The 16,026-nt window shown below is 51.8% G+C and carries 15 protein-coding genes; 11 read left to right on the top strand and 4 right to left on the bottom strand.

The window, feature by feature from the left end:
- Window positions 1-83 precede the first annotated feature (83 nt).
- The 6 genes from galE to L21SP2_RS01040 all read left to right on the top strand — a co-directional run bounded on the left by galE (window position 84) and on the right by L21SP2_RS01040 (window position 5,623).
- Complete coding sequence (gene galE, locus L21SP2_RS01070) at window positions 84-1,067, top strand: UDP-glucose 4-epimerase GalE (protein WP_024266599.1); 984 nt, start codon at window positions 84-86, stop codon at window positions 1,065-1,067.
- 345 nt (window positions 1,068-1,412) lie between these two features.
- A complete protein-coding gene (locus L21SP2_RS01060; protein ID WP_024266597.1) occupies window positions 1,413-2,180 on the top strand; it encodes a hypothetical protein in 768 nt (255 codons plus the stop codon).
- A gap of 118 nt (window positions 2,181-2,298) precedes the next feature.
- Window positions 2,299-3,609 carry a GTPase HflX gene (hflX, locus tag L21SP2_RS01055; RefSeq protein ID WP_024266596.1) on the top strand — a complete coding sequence of 437 codons (1,311 nt, stop codon included), beginning with the start codon at window positions 2,299-2,301 and terminating at the stop codon, window positions 3,607-3,609.
- The gene (locus L21SP2_RS01050; RefSeq protein ID WP_024266595.1) at window positions 3,606-4,568 is read left to right on the top strand and encodes a DNA-methyltransferase; all 963 of its coding nucleotides are present in this window, start codon (window positions 3,606-3,608) and stop codon (window positions 4,566-4,568) included. The genes hflX and L21SP2_RS01050 overlap by 4 nt, the downstream gene beginning before the upstream one ends.
- A complete protein-coding gene (locus L21SP2_RS01045; protein ID WP_024266594.1) occupies window positions 4,565-5,035 on the top strand; it encodes a hypothetical protein in 471 nt (156 codons plus the stop codon). The genes L21SP2_RS01050 and L21SP2_RS01045 overlap by 4 nt, the downstream gene beginning before the upstream one ends.
- A 57-nt stretch (window positions 5,036-5,092) precedes the next feature.
- Window positions 5,093-5,623, top strand: a complete 531-nt coding sequence (locus L21SP2_RS01040) for a methylated-DNA--[protein]-cysteine S-methyltransferase (RefSeq protein WP_024266593.1) — start codon at window positions 5,093-5,095, stop codon at window positions 5,621-5,623.
- A 59-nt stretch (window positions 5,624-5,682) separates the two neighbouring features.
- Here the strand turns inward: L21SP2_RS01040 and L21SP2_RS01035 are convergent, their stop codons facing one another.
- Entirely contained in the window at window positions 5,683-6,978 is a 1,296-nt protein-coding gene (locus tag L21SP2_RS01035; protein WP_024266592.1) for a DUF5312 family protein, read from the bottom strand.
- Window positions 6,979-7,320: 342 nt separating this feature from the next.
- Between L21SP2_RS01035 and L21SP2_RS18735 the strand changes: the two genes are divergently transcribed.
- The 4 genes from L21SP2_RS18735 to L21SP2_RS01020 all read left to right on the top strand — a co-directional run bounded on the left by L21SP2_RS18735 (window position 7,321) and on the right by L21SP2_RS01020 (window position 11,077).
- The gene (locus tag L21SP2_RS18735) at window positions 7,321-8,187 is read left to right on the top strand and encodes an aminotransferase class I/II-fold pyridoxal phosphate-dependent enzyme (RefSeq protein ID WP_024266590.1); all 867 of its coding nucleotides are present in this window, start codon (window positions 7,321-7,323) and stop codon (window positions 8,185-8,187) included.
- Entirely contained in the window at window positions 8,184-8,456 is a 273-nt protein-coding gene (locus tag L21SP2_RS18730) for a hypothetical protein (RefSeq protein ID WP_024266589.1), read from the top strand. The genes L21SP2_RS18735 and L21SP2_RS18730 overlap by 4 nt, the downstream gene beginning before the upstream one ends.
- A gap of 187 nt (window positions 8,457-8,643) precedes the next feature.
- On the top strand, window positions 8,644-9,900 hold the full coding sequence (locus L21SP2_RS01025) for a hypothetical protein (RefSeq protein WP_024266587.1): 1,257 nt from the start codon (window positions 8,644-8,646) through the stop codon (window positions 9,898-9,900).
- Between the two features lie 76 nt (window positions 9,901-9,976).
- The gene (locus tag L21SP2_RS01020; RefSeq protein WP_024266586.1) at window positions 9,977-11,077 is read left to right on the top strand and encodes an ABC transporter ATP-binding protein; all 1,101 of its coding nucleotides are present in this window, start codon (window positions 9,977-9,979) and stop codon (window positions 11,075-11,077) included.
- Window positions 11,078-11,189: 112 nt separating this feature from the next.
- Here the strand turns inward: L21SP2_RS01020 and L21SP2_RS01015 are convergent, their stop codons facing one another.
- The 3 genes from L21SP2_RS01015 to L21SP2_RS01005 form a co-directional block, all read right to left on the bottom strand.
- Window positions 11,190-12,317 (bottom strand): FecR family protein, encoded by a 1,128-nt coding sequence (locus tag L21SP2_RS01015; RefSeq protein WP_024266585.1) that lies wholly within the window; start codon window positions 12,315-12,317, stop codon window positions 11,190-11,192.
- Window positions 12,318-12,439: 122 nt separating this feature from the next.
- Complete coding sequence (locus L21SP2_RS01010; protein ID WP_053335532.1) at window positions 12,440-13,552, bottom strand: SPL family radical SAM protein; 1,113 nt, start codon at window positions 13,550-13,552, stop codon at window positions 12,440-12,442.
- Window positions 13,545-14,447 (bottom strand): hypothetical protein, encoded by a 903-nt coding sequence (locus tag L21SP2_RS01005; protein ID WP_024266583.1) that lies wholly within the window; start codon window positions 14,445-14,447, stop codon window positions 13,545-13,547. The genes L21SP2_RS01010 and L21SP2_RS01005 overlap by 8 nt, the downstream gene beginning before the upstream one ends.
- A 114-nt stretch (window positions 14,448-14,561) precedes the next feature.
- Here L21SP2_RS01005 and L21SP2_RS01000 point away from each other — a divergent pair, with 114 nt between their 5' ends.
- Window positions 14,562-15,920, top strand: a complete 1,359-nt coding sequence (locus tag L21SP2_RS01000; protein ID WP_053335531.1) for a homoserine dehydrogenase — start codon at window positions 14,562-14,564, stop codon at window positions 15,918-15,920.
- Window positions 15,921-16,026: the final 106 nt, after the last annotated feature.

The following is a 16,026-nucleotide window of genomic DNA, read 5'->3' as shown; positions in this document are numbered from 1 at the left end:
ACAACATACTAATAGAAGGCAAGACGGCTTACAAGAAGAATGACCCCCCGTAAAAGGGGAATGAACCAGGGCAAGGAGCAGATATGAACGTATTGGTAATCGGCGGAGCAGGCTACATTGGAAGCCATGTAACCCTTGAGCTGCTTGAACAGGGGCACAGCGTTGAAGTCTTTGACAACCTTTCCAGCGGTGTGAGGGAAAACCTTTTCAGCGGTGCCGGATTCACTCATGGAGATATTCTTCAGAAGGAGCAGCTGGTGAGCTGCATGGAAAACAAGGGGCCGTTTGACTGTGTGATCCATCTTGCGGCGTTCAAGGCTGCCGGGGAGTCCATGATTAAACCGGAAAAGTACTCGGTGAATAATATCACCGGAACACTGAACATTCTCAACTCCATGTCGGAGACCGGAACGCCCCGGATCGTTTTCTCCTCCTCTGCTGCGGTTTACGGCGAACCCCGGTATCTTCCCATAGATGAGAAGCACGAATGCGACCCGGAAAACTACTACGGCTTCACAAAACTTGAGATCGAGCGCTTCCTCCAGTGGTACTCCAAACTCAGGGACATCCGTTTTGCCGCCCTCCGCTATTTCAATGCTGCTGGATATGACGCAAAAGGACGCATCACCGGGCTGGAACAGAATCCCGCAAACCTTCTCCCGGTGATCATGGAGGTGGCAGTCTCAAAGCGCCCTGAACTGAGCATTTTCGGAAACGATTTTGATACGGAGGATGGATACGGCGTACGGGATTACGTTCATGTGAGCGATCTGGCACGGGCCCACGTTTCGGCGATGGAATATCTCGATACCCAAAATTCCGACATCATCGTCAATCTGGGAAGCGAGTCGGGAATCTCGGTGAATCAAATGCTTGAAACCGCAAGAAGGCTCACTGGTCAGAGCATTCCGTCCAAAGTTGCCGACCGGCGCCCGGGGGATCCCGCAAAACTGGTAGCCTCAAGCAGGGAGGCCAAAAAGCTGCTGAACTGGGAGGCCCGGGAGAGCGATGTCGAAAGCCTGGTATCCAGCACCTGGCAGGTATATACCCGCCACTTTGCCATTTAATTCAGCCAAAGGATTTCAACTGCAATGCAACACAAACGCTTGCATTGCCCGATCCGGGTATCCGGAAAGCTTCACAGTGGTGGTCAGTCCTTGATTTTCGGATTTTTCTGAAATGACGGACAGCGGCGGCCGGTATTTTTTCTCACCAGCATGGAGGGCAGCTGCTTCGATTTGATACCGAACTGGCGGCAGCCTTTGGGAAATACCGGGTCCCAGGTCACGTAGAAGTGAATGCATTTATGGCAGTTCGGCGGATGCGCTTCTTCCCCAGTCATGATCATATCTTACTTTTTTTTATGTACAATTTGAACGGTTGGGCATAAGATTTTAGGGGAGGTACACGGTATGCAGACCTATTTTTATCTTTCAGTTTTTCCAAACCAGGCATTAATCGCAAGTCAGCTTGAACCCAGGCATTTTGGAAGCTATATGGCTACCGGAAAAACCAACGGTTCCTTCGAACGGATCATGTTTATACAGGTCAAGGGGAATTATGGTGACTACTTCGACTGGGACTATGCCAGGGAGCGTTGTGTGATGCACGATGACGGCCGCCCGAAGAATTCCGTGTGGCTTTCAGTATACCGCAGCCTGGAGCATACCCCTCTGGACATGATGCAGTCCATGTTTCTTGTGACCACCGACGGAAGAAGCCTGGAAATTCAGCCGGAGGCATACGCAGCTCCCAGAGATGCTCAATTCTATGTCTACAATGAACTGTGTCCCATCAATCCTCTGGTGGTGAGCCGGCTGGATCCCCATGAATTTGCAGCATACATGACAAACCCCAAAGTGAAGGTGTCTGTTCCCAAGGTGGTATTCGCCGATTTGAAAACCATCGATCTGGACAACCCCGAAAAAACCGGCAATATCGGCTCCACCTACGACCGGAATCTTGATCATTTCAAAGACTGCATCCATTCCGTACTGGATGATCCTCACAAAATGAATAAAAACGTGGAGCGCAGCCACAGCGAAAGCTTTTCCTATAACATTATCAACCGGGGTATTTATATCGGCGAGGGGGAAAATGTCCTGTTCTATCCCATGCCCGATATTGAGTTCCTGCGCCAGAATCATTACGACTGGGCCAGATCCGCCATGATTCTCTGATTCCGGTGTTTCCCCGGGTAAAATGATACAAGAAATGACCGGGATAACTTCTAAAATCTCTGTTTTTCGAAATTGCCTCGCTACTCAGAATATCCGTACCGGGGTATACTGAAGAGGCATGATAGAATACGAACAACAAAAAGAAGAAAGTGCTCTTCTCATAACGCTCCGGAACAGAGAACTCAGTGACCGTGAAGCCCGAGATCATCTGGAGGAACTGGAAGGGTTATGCACAACCCTGGGTTTTACAAGCGCGGGAGAGTTTATCGTCCCGGTACGGGAACCCCAGCCCAAATACCTCATCGGAAGCGGCTGGGCGGAAGAGCTCGCCGTGCAGGCGGAAGCTCTGGAAGCAGACTACGTGGTGTTCGATGACGATCTCTCCCCCAGTCAGCAGCGGAATCTTGAGAAGCTCTGCAAAAAACCGGTTATTGATCGGCATCAGGTGATCATCGAAATCTTCGCTCAGAGGGCAAATACCCGGGAGGCGCGGCTCCAGGTGGAGCTCGCCCGGCTGATTTACAGTCTGCCCCGGCTCAGACGCATGTGGACCCATCTTTCCCGTCAGCGGGGAGGAGCGAAAGGGACCAGAGGCGAGGGGGAAACCCAGCTCGAAGTTGACCGAAGGCTGGTGGAAGCCCGGATCGCACGTCTGAAGGACGAACTTTCCCAGGTTCAAAGCCAGAGATCTACATTGAGAAAGCAGCGGGAATCCATTCCGGTACCCACTGCGGCAATTGTGGGCTACACCAATGCCGGGAAATCCAGCCTTCACAAAGCCCTCACCGATTCGCAGATCCTTGTGGAAGATAAGCTTTTTGCCACCCTGGATCCAACCACCCGGCGCTACCATATGCCTTCGGGAATGGAGGTTCTACTCACCGACACCGTTGGATTCATCCGAAAGCTGCCCCATGATCTGGTGGATGCCTTCAAATCCACCCTGGAAGAAACGGTCCTTGCCCATTTCCTGCTGCACATCGTAGATATCACCAACCCGGACCTTCATCAGCATATTGCCACCACCAGGGCGGTACTGGAAGAGATCGGCGTAGAGGATAAACCGGAAATTCTTGTATTCAACAAATGCGATGCAGCCCGGGGAGATCAGAAGAGTTTTATGCGTCAGCGCTATCCTGATGCCCTGTTTATTTCTGTAAAGAACGGGGAAGGTTTTGATGAGCTTGCACAGGCCGTGGAACACCAGATTTCCAAAACCCTTCAGAAGGTGCGGCTCACCATGACCCACAACAAGGGCGATATCATCTCTCTGGCCCACCGGGAAGGAAGAGTTATAGAAACTGAGTACGGCGATCAGGATGTAGTGGTGACTGCATTTCTGCCCCCCAGGCTCCTGAGCATGATCCAAAGCAAGGAAAAGGAAGCGGACTCGGGCATTCATCTGGAGCTGCTGGACGGAGAACCATGAAAGAAGCTCTCCCCAGGCTGGATACATCCCCGGAACTGCGGTCCCTGCTCCTGCCCCACTGCAGGCTGCAGCCCGGAGAGGTGTGGAAGGATCCCCGGGGAAGGCATGTAGTGGCTGCGGGTGATGCCCGTGACCCGGACTTTCTGAAAAGTCTCACTCAGTCTCCGGATTTCCGGTCATCCCCCCCTGTACTGGCTCTCTGCGACCCCCCGTATAATTTCAAAGTGGGAGGGCGCAGCAGCCGCCAGCTGTTTTCCGGTGATCGGGAAGCATACATCAGTTTCAGCGAGTCCTGGGTACGATCCCTTCTGGAAGTATGCGCAGAGGATCTGAATTTTTACATCTGGCTGGGAGCGGACCAAAACGATCATTTCCAGCCCCTTCCGGAATTTATGCTGATGATGCGGCAATTTGAAGAACTCAGAAGCCGGAGTTTTATTACCATGAGAAATCAGCGCGGATACGGAACCCAAAAAAACTGGATGAGCGTACGACAGGAACTGCTGTATTACACCAGAGGAACGCCCTCATTTCAGCCGGTGTACACTCAGATCCCCCGAATTCTGAAGGGCTATTACCGGAATCAGCGCAGCAATGAACAGCGAAGCAGAAATGAGAACATCCGTCCGGGTAATGTCTGGGTAGATCTTCAGCAGGTGTTTTACCGGCTGGAGGAAAATGTACCGGGAGCCTATGCTCAAAAGCCGTTACAGGCCATGGAACGGGTTATACTCAGCAGCAGCAATGCGGATGATACGGTGATTGACAGCTTTTCCCATGCCGGAACCACACTTCTTGCATCGGAGAGACTGGAAAGGCGCTGCATCACCCTTGATATAGACCCGATTTTTGCCGAAATTAGTATTCGGAGGGTGGAACATTACCGCCGGGAAGGAAAAACCGGCTGGCAGTGGGAATCACCGTTTCCGGAAATTACGCTGGAGGATATTTCACAATGATACGCCCCGCACTGGCCGTACTAATGATGCTGCTTCTCGTCGCCCCGCCGGCACTTCAGGGAGAACCTGTTCCTTCCCCGCTTCAGACTGATGAGCAGGACTCCGGCCAGGTGCTCAGCGGTGAACAGAAAATGATAGCCGGACTCATCATGAGTATTGCGGGGGGAGGAGTCACCGTTTGGGGGGCCGTAAACCGGAAACCACTGAATGAAGCGCTGGCGGCATACGAATCATTTGAGGGCAGCGGAAGCATCGATGATTTGGAGGATGCCAAAGCGGAGCTCCGCAGAGCTCAGCGGCTCCATTATATTCCGTTCTACACAGGGCTGGTACTCTCCAGCTTCGGAATGGCATTAACTCTTGAAGGCAGTTTTTCTCTGAATGCCTATGAGTACGGCAGCTACTCACCGGATGTCTCGAGGCTGATATTTTCGCCTGGGTTTACCGGACTGCACCTGAAGTTTTAACTGTCACGCCCCCTTCTCCCTTGGACAGCCGGCTTCCGGCTTCGTATAATATGAATAATGAACCCGAATAATGTGTCTGCCACTGTATTCACCCACAGCATGAAAAGTCCCATCGGCCCGCTCTACCTGGCGGTGGACAGGGACGGTGCAGTTCTGCGTATCAGCTACACTCCTGTGCATGATGATTTATCTGATTTTCGTGTGGAAGAGAACCGCTATGCCTGCGGTGAACTTGCATATCAGCTTGAAGAATATTTTCAGGGAAGGCTGCATCATTTCGAGCTGGATGTGGTGCTGGAAGGTACAGATTTTCAGATGGATGTGTGGTCCCGGGTTCAGAAGATCCCGTTCGGAAGCACCATGACCTATGGTGAGGTGGCCCAGAAAGTGGGAAGAAAATTCGCAGCCCAGGCCGTCGGAAGGGCTGTAGGCATCAATCCCGTTCCCATCGTCATTCCCTGTCACCGGGTGGTTCCTAAAAGCGGCGGACTGGGAGAATACTCCCTGTCCAGACTGGACGCAGTCCGGGGCCGGGAGATCAAGGAATTTCTATTGGAGCTGGAAGGCGTGCATACGGGTGAAGGCTGAGGATTCTGAAGGGCCATACGCTCAGCCCTCTCCCGGTGGATACAGGCTGGGGCAGGCTGTTACACCGGCGGAACTTCAGGTTTCCCGGGTTTTACAAACATCTGCATCAGCTGAATGAAATAGTAGATTTTCTTGTAGGCATCCGCCATCCGGTTTTTCACCGGCGTTTCAGACATGCTCTCAAGTTCTTTCCAATTGATAATCAGCTCATGGTCTTTTCTTTCCGAGTCTTCAATAAGGCTTTTCAGGTTTTTGCCGAAAGATATGAGGTTTCCTGCTGCTTCATTGATAATTTGTATGGCATCGTCATTGATCTCTTTCACCATGGTCTGTACATTCCGAGCAGTTGAGGGATCCCGGTCCACAACCCGTGCAAGAGAACGCTTCAGTCTGGATCCAAGCTCTCCTTCCTCGTTCAGGCTTTCATCGAACTGCAGGAGCTGCTCAGAAATTTCCAGCACCCGGTAATAGGCATCGGACATCTGCTGGGACATGACATTAGTGGACCATTTGCCCCTCACAAGAAGGAGATCCTCAAGCTCGCGAATATCTTTTTTAAAGAAATCCAGGAGAAAAGTTTTCAGGTAATTCATGGGAGTTGTATACAGGTATTCAACATTCAGCTTCTTGCTGAACATCATGTTCGCTTTCTCATTGTAAAACTTCATCCGCGGCGTGGGATTTGAACCGAACACTGCAACGCAGAGCTTTTCAACCTTTGCATTACGTTTCTCGGAGAGAATTTTCTGCACCACATTTTCCGTCCGGGTCCGCAGAGTTTCCAGATAGGACTCTATAATCCGGGTTCTGGTGACTTCCATCTGGGGCGTCCAGTACGGGTCCTGATCTATGTGCTGAACAATCATTGTGAGCACATTTGAGTTCACAATACCCTTCAGCGCATTCATGAGACGGTTCCAGGCTTGGCGGTTTACCACCTCCACACCCTTGTACTGGGCAAGAATATCCATCACCTGGTTCCAGTCTCCCTCACGGTCCAGCGGGAGCATCACTTCCAGAAAGTCCTTAATATCATCGCTCACGTAATCGGCGTTGATCGCCTCCAGCTTGGGCGGCGCAGTTACATTACCTTCCTGAAATGATGAGTCAAACTTTTTCAGAACAAAATAATAATCGAAGTTCACGAATTCGATGAGCTGCTGAATCCGGGAATATGCCCCGTCAACCTGATTCACCATGCCGCTGTCGAAACTGCTGAAGAAGCTCACCATATTATCCTTGAGCTTTGAAGCATGCACTTTGGGATCCATGGTTTTTGCGGATTCACGGATTGCGGATTCTTCAAACGATGCTGCAAGTTCACGCTGTTTGTCGTCATGAAGTATTCGATGCACATTTCCCGGAGGGCGGTGCTGGACTGTGCATTTCTCAGGAGAGTGGCGGCACTGGCGGTTATTTTATATATCTCGAAAAAAAACTTTCCCAGCCCCGGTAAGGCTTGGGAACCTCTGGGCTTGTAGAATTTATACTTTCCACGGGAAAGATCTTTCCCCAATTGTTTGAGTAAACGTTTTTTCTCCCGCTCGGGATCATTCCCGCCGGTAAAAACATTCAGAATCCAGTTCAGGATATTCATCGCCCCGGATTCATCATTTCCCGATGTGCTTGCCATGATAATTACAGTAAGAGAATTCCCACCAGTTGTCAATCAACACCCATCTTGCTATTCTTGCTCTATGAATCCACTGGCAAACGAATTAAACGAAGAAATTGAACATACAGCGGTGTACCGGATGCTCTCGGAACTGGGGAAAAAAATGTTCTTCCCCAAAGGCATCGTTGCACAGAGCGCAGAAGCAAAAAAGAAGGCAGAGCGCATGAACGCCACCATCGGCATGGCATACAAAGACGGCCACCCCTATGCCCTGCCTCTGCTTGATTCCATGCTTCCCAGCCTGAGCGAAGCGGAAGCAGTGTCCTATGCTCCCACCGGTGGAAATCCCCGGCTGAGAGAGCTGTGGCGGGAACAGCAGCTGGCGCGCAACCCCGGGTTGAAGGGGAAGAACGCCACGTTGCCCATGGTGGTCGCCGGCCTCACATCCGGCATCTTTCAGATGGCTGAGTTGTTTGTGAACCCCGGTGACAGGGTGATTGTCCCGGATATGTTCTGGGGAAACTACAAACTGATACTCAGTGAGCGCAGGGAAGCGGTAATTGACAGCTTCCCGTTTTTCACCGGCCAGGGCAGTCTGAACACTGACGGGTTCAGGGAGCAGCTGAATGCCAGCCTTCGGGAATCCCGGAAAAACGGCAGCCGGGGAAAGGTGATTATCCTTCTGAATTTTCCCAATAACCCCACAGGTTACAGCCCCACAGAAGAAGAGGCGAAGCAGCTGAGCGCTGCAATTCTGGAGGCCGCCGAACAGGGAAATGATATTCTCACCGTTCATGACGACGCCTACTTCGGCCTTTTTTATGAAGAGAATATCCGCAGGGAAAGTCTTTTCACCGATTGTGCGGACCTTCATGAAAATGTGGTGGCACTGAAGGTGGACGGCGCAACCAAGGAAGAGTACGCCTGGGGATTCCGGGTGGCTTTATGACCTTTGCATCCAAAGGGATGACCGAAGAACAGTTCAACCCCATGCTGCAGAAGCTCATGGGTTCAATCCGTGGTACCGTATCCAACTGCCCCGGCCTGAGCCAGAACCTTCTGATTCAGATTCTCCAGCACCCGGATTACTCTGCACAGAAGCAGGCCGCGGCTGAGGATCTGAAACAGCGCTACCTGAAGGTGCGCAGCATTCTGGACCGGGAGTACCGGGCCGGCGGGGGAAGAGCTTTCCCGGATACTTACGCCCCTGCCTTTTAACTCCGGATATTTTATGGCGTTCCGTACGCCCGGAGTTTCCGCTGAACAGCTGCGTCTTGCACTGCTGGAAAAAGGGATCGGAAGCATCGCAATCGGTGAAGATTACCTCCGCATCGCCTTTGCCGCGTAGATCATGACGAAATTGATACCCTGTACTCAGAGGTGATTACCACAGCCCGGGAGCTTCATGAAAGCTGAGGGAAGATGGGTTTTCCTGCTGATTATCATTATTGGCGCCGCAGGCATCTATTCCTGCGGCATATTTTCCCGACCCCTTACGATTATCACAGACGATCCCCAGGTGGCTGATTATCTCGAATTCATCAGAGGCGCGTCGGAGCACCAGGATTTTCATATCGAATTCAGCAGCGAAGCTGACCGTTCTGCGGCAATCGGAGGAAGTCAGGCGGACATCATCATCAGCAGCAGCATCGCAAACCAGGCGTTTTCCCCGTTCATACACTCATATCCCCTGAGACGCTGGGAGCAGTTGACCCCTGCCAGAGACAGCTTCGTGTTCGCGGATCTGTATCCCGGTTCATACCGTCCCTTTATCCGGGACAAACGACTGGGGATTGTTCCCCTCTCGTTCAACCTGCCTATTGTGTATTTCAACCAGGAAATGGCAGCGGCAAGGCCGGACACCCATAGCATCGGCAGCTCTGACCTGCTGAGGCTGGCAGAGGAGTACACCCGCATACGGGGTGAAAATTACTCTGAAATGGGGTTTTCAAGTCTGAGAGATATCCGTTTTCTCGACATCCTCATCCGGCAGGAAACATCTGTAAGGGGACGCGTACCTGACTCGTCCACGTTGGAACCTGCACTGGAGACAATCCGGTCCGAGCTGGAACAACTGGAACAGCGTCCCCCGGCACAGCTGTATTTCAACAGCGTATTTGCCTACTCTGCGGATCATGCGGATATGGAAGCCCGGCGGATTCACTCGGCACTCAGCAGTTTACACGAACACCTCCAGGCGGGCCCCTCCAGGATCCGTGAATTCAGCTATAAATGGCTCTATTCTGATGACGGAGCAGAGGTGATTCAGCCCATTATGTATTCGGCAGTTCTCGATTCAAGCAGGAATACACGCAGAGCCTTTCGGTTTCTGCGGAAAATTCTCAGCAGCGAGTTTCAAAGTGCCTATTTTGAATTCAGAGTCAGCCGTGATGACAGCCCTGTGGGGTTCCTCCAGGGATTCAGCAGCAGCCGCCTGGTAAACGAGCGGGTGCTGTCGGCATCCCAAGCCGGGCCGGAACTTCCGGTCCCCCCTGCCGAACAGATCATCTTTCCGGCTGCGCCCGATTATCTCTGGAACCGGGTGAGGAATGAAGTGTACTACCCCTGGCTTCAGGATTACCTCTACACGGAGAATGTGACAGCGGGAGATCTGGAGGCTGATATTGAAAGCTTCTACAAACTCAACAGCAGATACCGCTGATAATCTTTTGATTGACAGCTCATATAATTGCACCTATCATAATAGCGATAAGATAAAATGATGGAGGTCCCATCTTATGGCTACAGTTGAACTGAAAAATGTCAACAAAGTGTATGATGGCGGTGTTCATGCAGTAAAACATGCAAACATCACCATCCAGGACAAGGAATTTGTGGTCCTTGTCGGTCCTTCCGGCTGTGGTAAGACTACCACGCTCCGAATGGTTGCCGGTCTTGAAGATATTTCAAGCGGCGAACTCTATATCGATGGAAAACTGGTGAACGATGTTCCCCCCAAAGACCGGGACATTGCAATGGTATTCCAGAACTACGCGCTCTATCCTCATATGACCGTATTCGATAACATGGCCTTCGGTCTGAAAATCCGGAAATACGACAAGGAAGAGATCCAAAAGCGTGTGGACGAAGCAGCCGAGATCCTTGAAATCAAGGAACTTCTCGAGCGTCGGCCCAAGCAGCTTTCCGGTGGTCAGCGGCAGCGTGTTGCCGTAGGCCGTGCAATCGTGCGTCATCCCAAGGTTTTCCTCTTCGATGAGCCCCTTTCAAATCTTGATGCAAAGCTGCGTGTACAGATGCGTGCGGAAATTTCCTCTCTGCATACCCGCCTTCAGGCAACAATGATCTATGTAACTCATGACCAGGTTGAAGCCATGACCATGGGTGACAAAATTGTTGTAATGAAAGACGGCGTAATCCAGCAGATCGGTGATCCCCTCACCCTGTACAACAAGCCGGTGAACCGCTTCGTTGCCGGATTCATGGGCTCCCCCCCAATGAACTTCATGAATGTTGAAGTGAAAGAAGAGGGCGGCAAGATCGTAATCGACGAAGGAACCTTCAAACTCAACGTTGAGGGAAAGAATGCCGAAGCCATCAAACCCTATGTGGGAAAATCCATGGTATTCGGATACCGGGCCGAAGATCTTGTGTACAGTGACAAGGCGGTTGATGGAAAATCAATGGCTGTAACCGTAGGTGTTATCGAACCCCTGGGTGCGGAAACTCACGTATACGGAAGCACTGAGAAGCACCAGATGATTGCCCGTGTAGATCCCCACATCACATTCAACGTGGGAGATACTGCGCATTTCAAACCGGACATGGAAAAAGTGATTTTCTTTGATCTGGAAACAGATGATGCGGTGAATCTGGACTAAGCTTCCGTTTGAACGGAAGCCCCATAGAATCTGCAAAAAAAAGCCCCCGGGATTTTCCCGGAGGCTTTTTTTTTAGCTTTGACAGTGCACAGAAGCTTGTGGAAAATGCTGCTTAAAAAAAGTCATCGTCACTGCCGAAGAAATCTTCCTCAGATTCAAATCCCCCGGACATAAAATCATCAAAGGGCGTACGCCCCTCATTGCGGAGAGCATAGAGTTTCAGGATATACCTCACCTCTCTCATTCGGCGGCTGAACATATCCCTGTCCTGTTCAAACTGGCGGTAAAAGTTCCGTATGGAAAGTCCGGGGCGTACATTCACGTTTCCGTTTACTCCGGGATAGCGTTCAGAAAGCTGGGCAAGGCGGTAATACACCCTCTCAAACATAAACTGGACGCCCCGGATATTCATGAGGGCTCCGATGATCTGCCGCTTTTCCCTGAGCCTGTCGCTGCGGCTGCCGAGTTTTCCCACACGATCTTCGTTCATCCATTTCTGGATCACCTCGCGGTTATTCATCAGTCTGACATAGGCATCGATAAATCTGTCACGTAAATCCAGGTAGCGCTGGCCGTAGTCTGCTATAGCCCGGGATGCCTGGGCGTCCAGCGCTTCTATTCGCTGGGATATCCATCTGTCCCGGAATGTCTCCAGTTCTTCGGGATCGACACTGAGATTCTGCCAGACGCCGTCGCTGCGTTTCTCCACCACTTCACCTGGAACGGCAAAGAACCGTTCACCCGAGGCTGTACGGCACTCCACACGCCCTTCTGCAGTGGTGAGCAGCACATCACCGCCAGGGGTGGAACTTACGGAAAATGTGGTGCCCCGTACGCCCATTGCAGCGGATCCGGTACGGATATCCAGCTGGTTGCGTCCGCTGAGCCTCCCCACGGTGAGATCCACCCGTCCGGTGAGCAGTTCAAGGGCACCGCTCTGCTCTTCCCGCAGGCCGGTGATATCGAAGTACATGCTGGTGTCGGGCTGTATGATGATAGAGGCATGAATTCCTGTTTCCGGATATACGGCAACTTCCAGACTGCCGTTACTTCCGGTAATTACCTGGTCAAGATTTTCAATCCTGTCCCCGAAGTCCGGACGGTCCAATTCCTCGGTATTGCGAAAAATCTGAACATCCCCGTCGATGAAAAGAATTTCGCCGATCACATCGGCATCTGCCCAGATACTGCCAAAAGATGTGAAAGCCAGGAACAATATCAAAAAGCGGATTTTAGACATGTAGAACTCCTCGTTTCATACCACGTAACTCTTACAACTCATACTACGTTTCTCATACAACGTTTCTCATACAACGTTTCTCATACAACGCTTCTCAGACGACACTCCTCGTACAACACTCATCATGGAGCGCTCCTGAGGGGCTGAAAAATCGGCTTCAGTTCCGGAATATGAGCCGGAGTATTGCCAAACACCTGACGCCACATGGCATCGCTTTCCATGCACATATAAAGGCGCAGCGGCCGTTCACCTTCCAGTATCGGCTGGAGGTTTCCATGTATCAATCGATACAGTTCTGCCCGCAAAGGCTGCAGATAGCGGAATTTTCCGTCCCGGCCTCTGCTGTACTCATCATACAAATAGGGTCTGTCTGCAATTTTATCTCTCAGTGCCGATGTAAATCGTACAGTACCCATGCTGACCCACGCAATAGGCCAAAGCCCGTTTCCGGGGTCTTCACATTCCTCCAGGGCATATTGATGGAGTTCCAGAATGCTGTTGCACAGCTTCTCGTATCCGGGCTTCCAGTCTCCTGAGCGGATCATGGGATCAAAATGAAAGGCGACGCTCATGCCCGCATCCAGCACCCTCTTCGCAGCTTCAAACCTTCGTATAATGCTTACCGAATACCCGTCTTCGGCCCGGGATATTTCATCCGTATTCAACGAAAACCCGATCACCGTGAATTTTCTCCCCGGCAGCTGCAGCAGATGATCCACATAATCGGTTTTGGTCTTGAATTCCAGGACCAGATTGGGAATATCAGCCAGAGCGGCCATCAGCTCGCCGTTCAATTGAAACAGCGGATCAAACAGCAGTGAATCGCCCACTTCCCCGGTTCCCACCCGGATCTGTCTATCGGGATTGGTTTCCGCCAGCCGGCGGATGGAATCGATCATCGGAGAAGTATCCATTTGAATCGTGATCGGACTGAAATTCAGGTAACTCTGCATAACACAGTAGCTGCAGCCCAGCGAACACCCCATGTAGAGATCCAGCGTGTGGTAGTTGCAGCAGATATGCCCCTTGCTGCCCGGGCAATGTCCAAGAGGTTCTCCCCGAACCGGGCTCAGATAGAGTGTGGACTGGCGGAGATGTTCACCGGGTATTTCGCTTCTGTCGTTCACCACCCGGTGTTCATGAATACCCAGCTCCCGCAGCTTTTCAAGCCCTCTGAGTGTGCCCGGAAGTTTTTCCACACTTCGGTGAATGTACAGCTGGGATATATTATTCAAATAAAATTCGTTCAATGCGGTCCATCTCTTCGGTCAGGTTTTTTAATGATATCAGCTTCTGATCCAGCTCATTTCCGTTCCTCACGGAAAAACTGAGCCGGATCCGGTCTCCTTCAAGGTTTTCCGGGATATCTATGCTGATGCCGCTATGCTTCAGCGCCGACTGCTGAATACGATGCAGCTTCTCTTTCCGGATACTCAGTTGGGGGTTTCTGGCCCGGTGAAGTGTTCCCGGCTGACGGAACTCCTCCTGCTGCAGATCTACAAGCTCCTCCTCACTCATGCCCCGTTTATGAAGGTCGTGAAGAAGCTGAAGATGGATGCGGAATTCCGAAGAGGTCAGCTTCCCCCCGTCCCTTCGCTCATCGGCTTTCTGATGCCGTTTCAGATTCTGCAGCAGGGCTATGGGCAAATGAGAAAATTTCAGGGCATGAGACCAGGGGAGGTTCATATCGGATATACACCAAAACCATTCGCTCTCCAGTGCACACAAGGCATCAAGCTGTGAAAAAAGCTTCACATCCCTGTGAATCAGCGACTTCAGCTCATCTATGTCTACGGAGTTCCGGCAGAGCTCCCGGTAAATCGTGCATATCTGCTCCACACTGAATCCCTTGAAACCTGCACGATTTTTCCGCATGAGAAACCACTGCCGGTACAGTTCAGCTCTGGATTGGCCTGTGAGACGCCGTACAGCTATGCCGGCTTCGGTTTGAAGCTGCTTTTCGGGGTATGCAGTACTGAGATTGAATACGGTATCTGAATTCCGGTCATCTCCCCGGGACAGCTCAAAAATCACCGGCAGGGGCAGCCAGGGGGAGTCCCCCCAATCAGAATCAAGACCGCCGAATTCGAAAACACGGGGAAGAGTTCGGAACTCTTCCGGGCTGATCATATCTATCATTACCTGAATTGTAGCATGAACACACGGTCTTGACAGTCATTTGACCAACGCATAGATTGGTGCTTTATACAATAAGATGTAATAAATATACATCAGGGGGTATATGTGGACAGGAGTTCCGAAAATAGATCTCACAGGCCTGTGGGCGTAGCCATAGTGGGCTGCGGTACGGTGGGAGCCAGTGCAGCCCGTCTGCTGCTCAATGACCGGGAAACACGGCGAACCAGAAGCTCCGCCGACATATATCTTCGAAAAGTGGTCGTACGCCGCAGAGAAAGCGCTTTGGATGCGGGAGTCCCCTCTGAACTCATCAGCCTGGATTACCGGGATATTCTCCGGGACGAAGATGTCGGCATTGTTGTGGAGCTGGTAGGCGGGACGGATTTTGCAGGGACGCTGATCAGAGAATCCCTTCAGGCGGGGAAACATGTGGTTACCGCCAACAAAGCCCTTCTGGCCCATGAGGGACCGGAGCTGTTTCAGACAGCCCGGAAGAACGGTGTGAGCCTTGCATTCGAATCCAGCTGCGGGGGAGGAATCCCCATAATCAGAGCACTCACAGACGGACTCACCGCCAATAATATTGATGCCATTTACGGTATCGTGAACGGAACAAGCAATTTTATTCTGACCGAAATGATAGAAAACGGAATGAGCTATTCCGAAGCACTGGGCCTGGCCCAGGAAAGCGGACTGGCGGAGGCTGATCCCAGTCTGGATGTGAACGGTTCAGACTCAGCCCATAAAATCGCAATCATGGGCAGCCTTGCCTTCGGCGAAGCGGTCGCACTTGAGCAGATCCCGGTGAAGGGTATCGATACCCTTCAGTCCGAGGACGTTGCGTTCGGCTCTGAAATGGGATATGTCATAAAGCTCATCGCATCGGCAACCCGCAGCAGCGAAGGAAGTTTTCTCAGGGTGGAGCCGGCCTTTATCAATCGGGACCACCCCCTTGCATGGATCAGCGGCGCTTTCAATGCCATCAGCGTATACGGCCACAGCGTGGGCCATACCATGTACTACGGCCGGGGAGCCGGCGGCAGCCCCACGGCATCGGCGGTGCTGGCTGATATTCTGAGCATCGCCAACGGCAGCTACCCCGCCCTGTTCTCAAGTCTCTTAACATGGCCGGACCTCAGTCCCGGGGCACGGCTCACTCCAGCAGACCACATTCTCCGGCGGTATTACATCCGACTTCAGCTTGAAGACAGAGCCGGCATACTCGCTGGCGTCACCAGGGTTTTGGCGGAATACGACATCAGCGTCAGCTCGGTACTTCAGCATGAGGTTCCGGATGTACCCGAAAGCCATGAAACTCCCGTTCCCCTGGTGATCACCACCCACAGGGTTGAAGAAGCCAAACTGACTGCGGCCCTTGAAAAAATCACCCGGCTGGATCATATCGGCGGCCGCTACAGCATGATTCCCATTCTGGATGAACATCCTGAATTTCAGGTCTGGTAAGGCAATTCCACAGCCACATTGACCCCCTTATAGGGTCGTGTTACACTTTTTGAACATATTGGTGAGTAAGGTCTGTTCACCGTATTTCATGGAATAAGAAGCCGAT

Origin of the sequence: Salinispira pacifica (genome assembly GCF_000507245.1) — a bacterium.
Classification (GTDB): domain Bacteria; phylum Spirochaetota; class Spirochaetia; order DSM-27196; family Salinispiraceae; genus Salinispira; species Salinispira pacifica.
The sequence above is the reverse complement of the archived record's forward strand: the minus strand, read 5'-3'. Positions and strand labels throughout refer to the sequence as shown.

Coding starts and splice junctions, on each gene's coding strand:
- galE (WP_024266599.1), top strand. CDS start 84: ATGAACGTATTGGTAATCGGCGGAGCAGGCTACATTGGAAGCCATGTA.
- L21SP2_RS18730 (WP_024266589.1), top strand. CDS start 8,184: ATGACCTTTGCATCCAAAGGGATGACCGAAGAACAGTTCAACCCCATG.
- L21SP2_RS01020 (WP_024266586.1), top strand. CDS start 9,977: ATGGCTACAGTTGAACTGAAAAATGTCAACAAAGTGTATGATGGCGGT.
- L21SP2_RS01040 (WP_024266593.1), top strand. CDS start 5,093: ATGAACCCGAATAATGTGTCTGCCACTGTATTCACCCACAGCATGAAA.
- L21SP2_RS01015 (WP_024266585.1), bottom strand. CDS start 12,317: ATGTCTAAAATCCGCTTTTTGATATTGTTCCTGGCTTTCACATCTTTT.
- L21SP2_RS01060 (WP_024266597.1), top strand. CDS start 1,413: ATGCAGACCTATTTTTATCTTTCAGTTTTTCCAAACCAGGCATTAATC.
- L21SP2_RS18735 (WP_024266590.1), top strand. CDS start 7,321: ATGAATCCACTGGCAAACGAATTAAACGAAGAAATTGAACATACAGCG.
- L21SP2_RS01045 (WP_024266594.1), top strand. CDS start 4,565: ATGATACGCCCCGCACTGGCCGTACTAATGATGCTGCTTCTCGTCGCC.
- L21SP2_RS01025 (WP_024266587.1), top strand. CDS start 8,644: ATGAAAGCTGAGGGAAGATGGGTTTTCCTGCTGATTATCATTATTGGC.
- hflX (WP_024266596.1), top strand. CDS start 2,299: ATGATAGAATACGAACAACAAAAAGAAGAAAGTGCTCTTCTCATAACG.
- L21SP2_RS01050 (WP_024266595.1), top strand. CDS start 3,606: ATGAAAGAAGCTCTCCCCAGGCTGGATACATCCCCGGAACTGCGGTCC.
- L21SP2_RS01005 (WP_024266583.1), bottom strand. CDS start 14,447: ATGATCAGCCCGGAAGAGTTCCGAACTCTTCCCCGTGTTTTCGAATTC.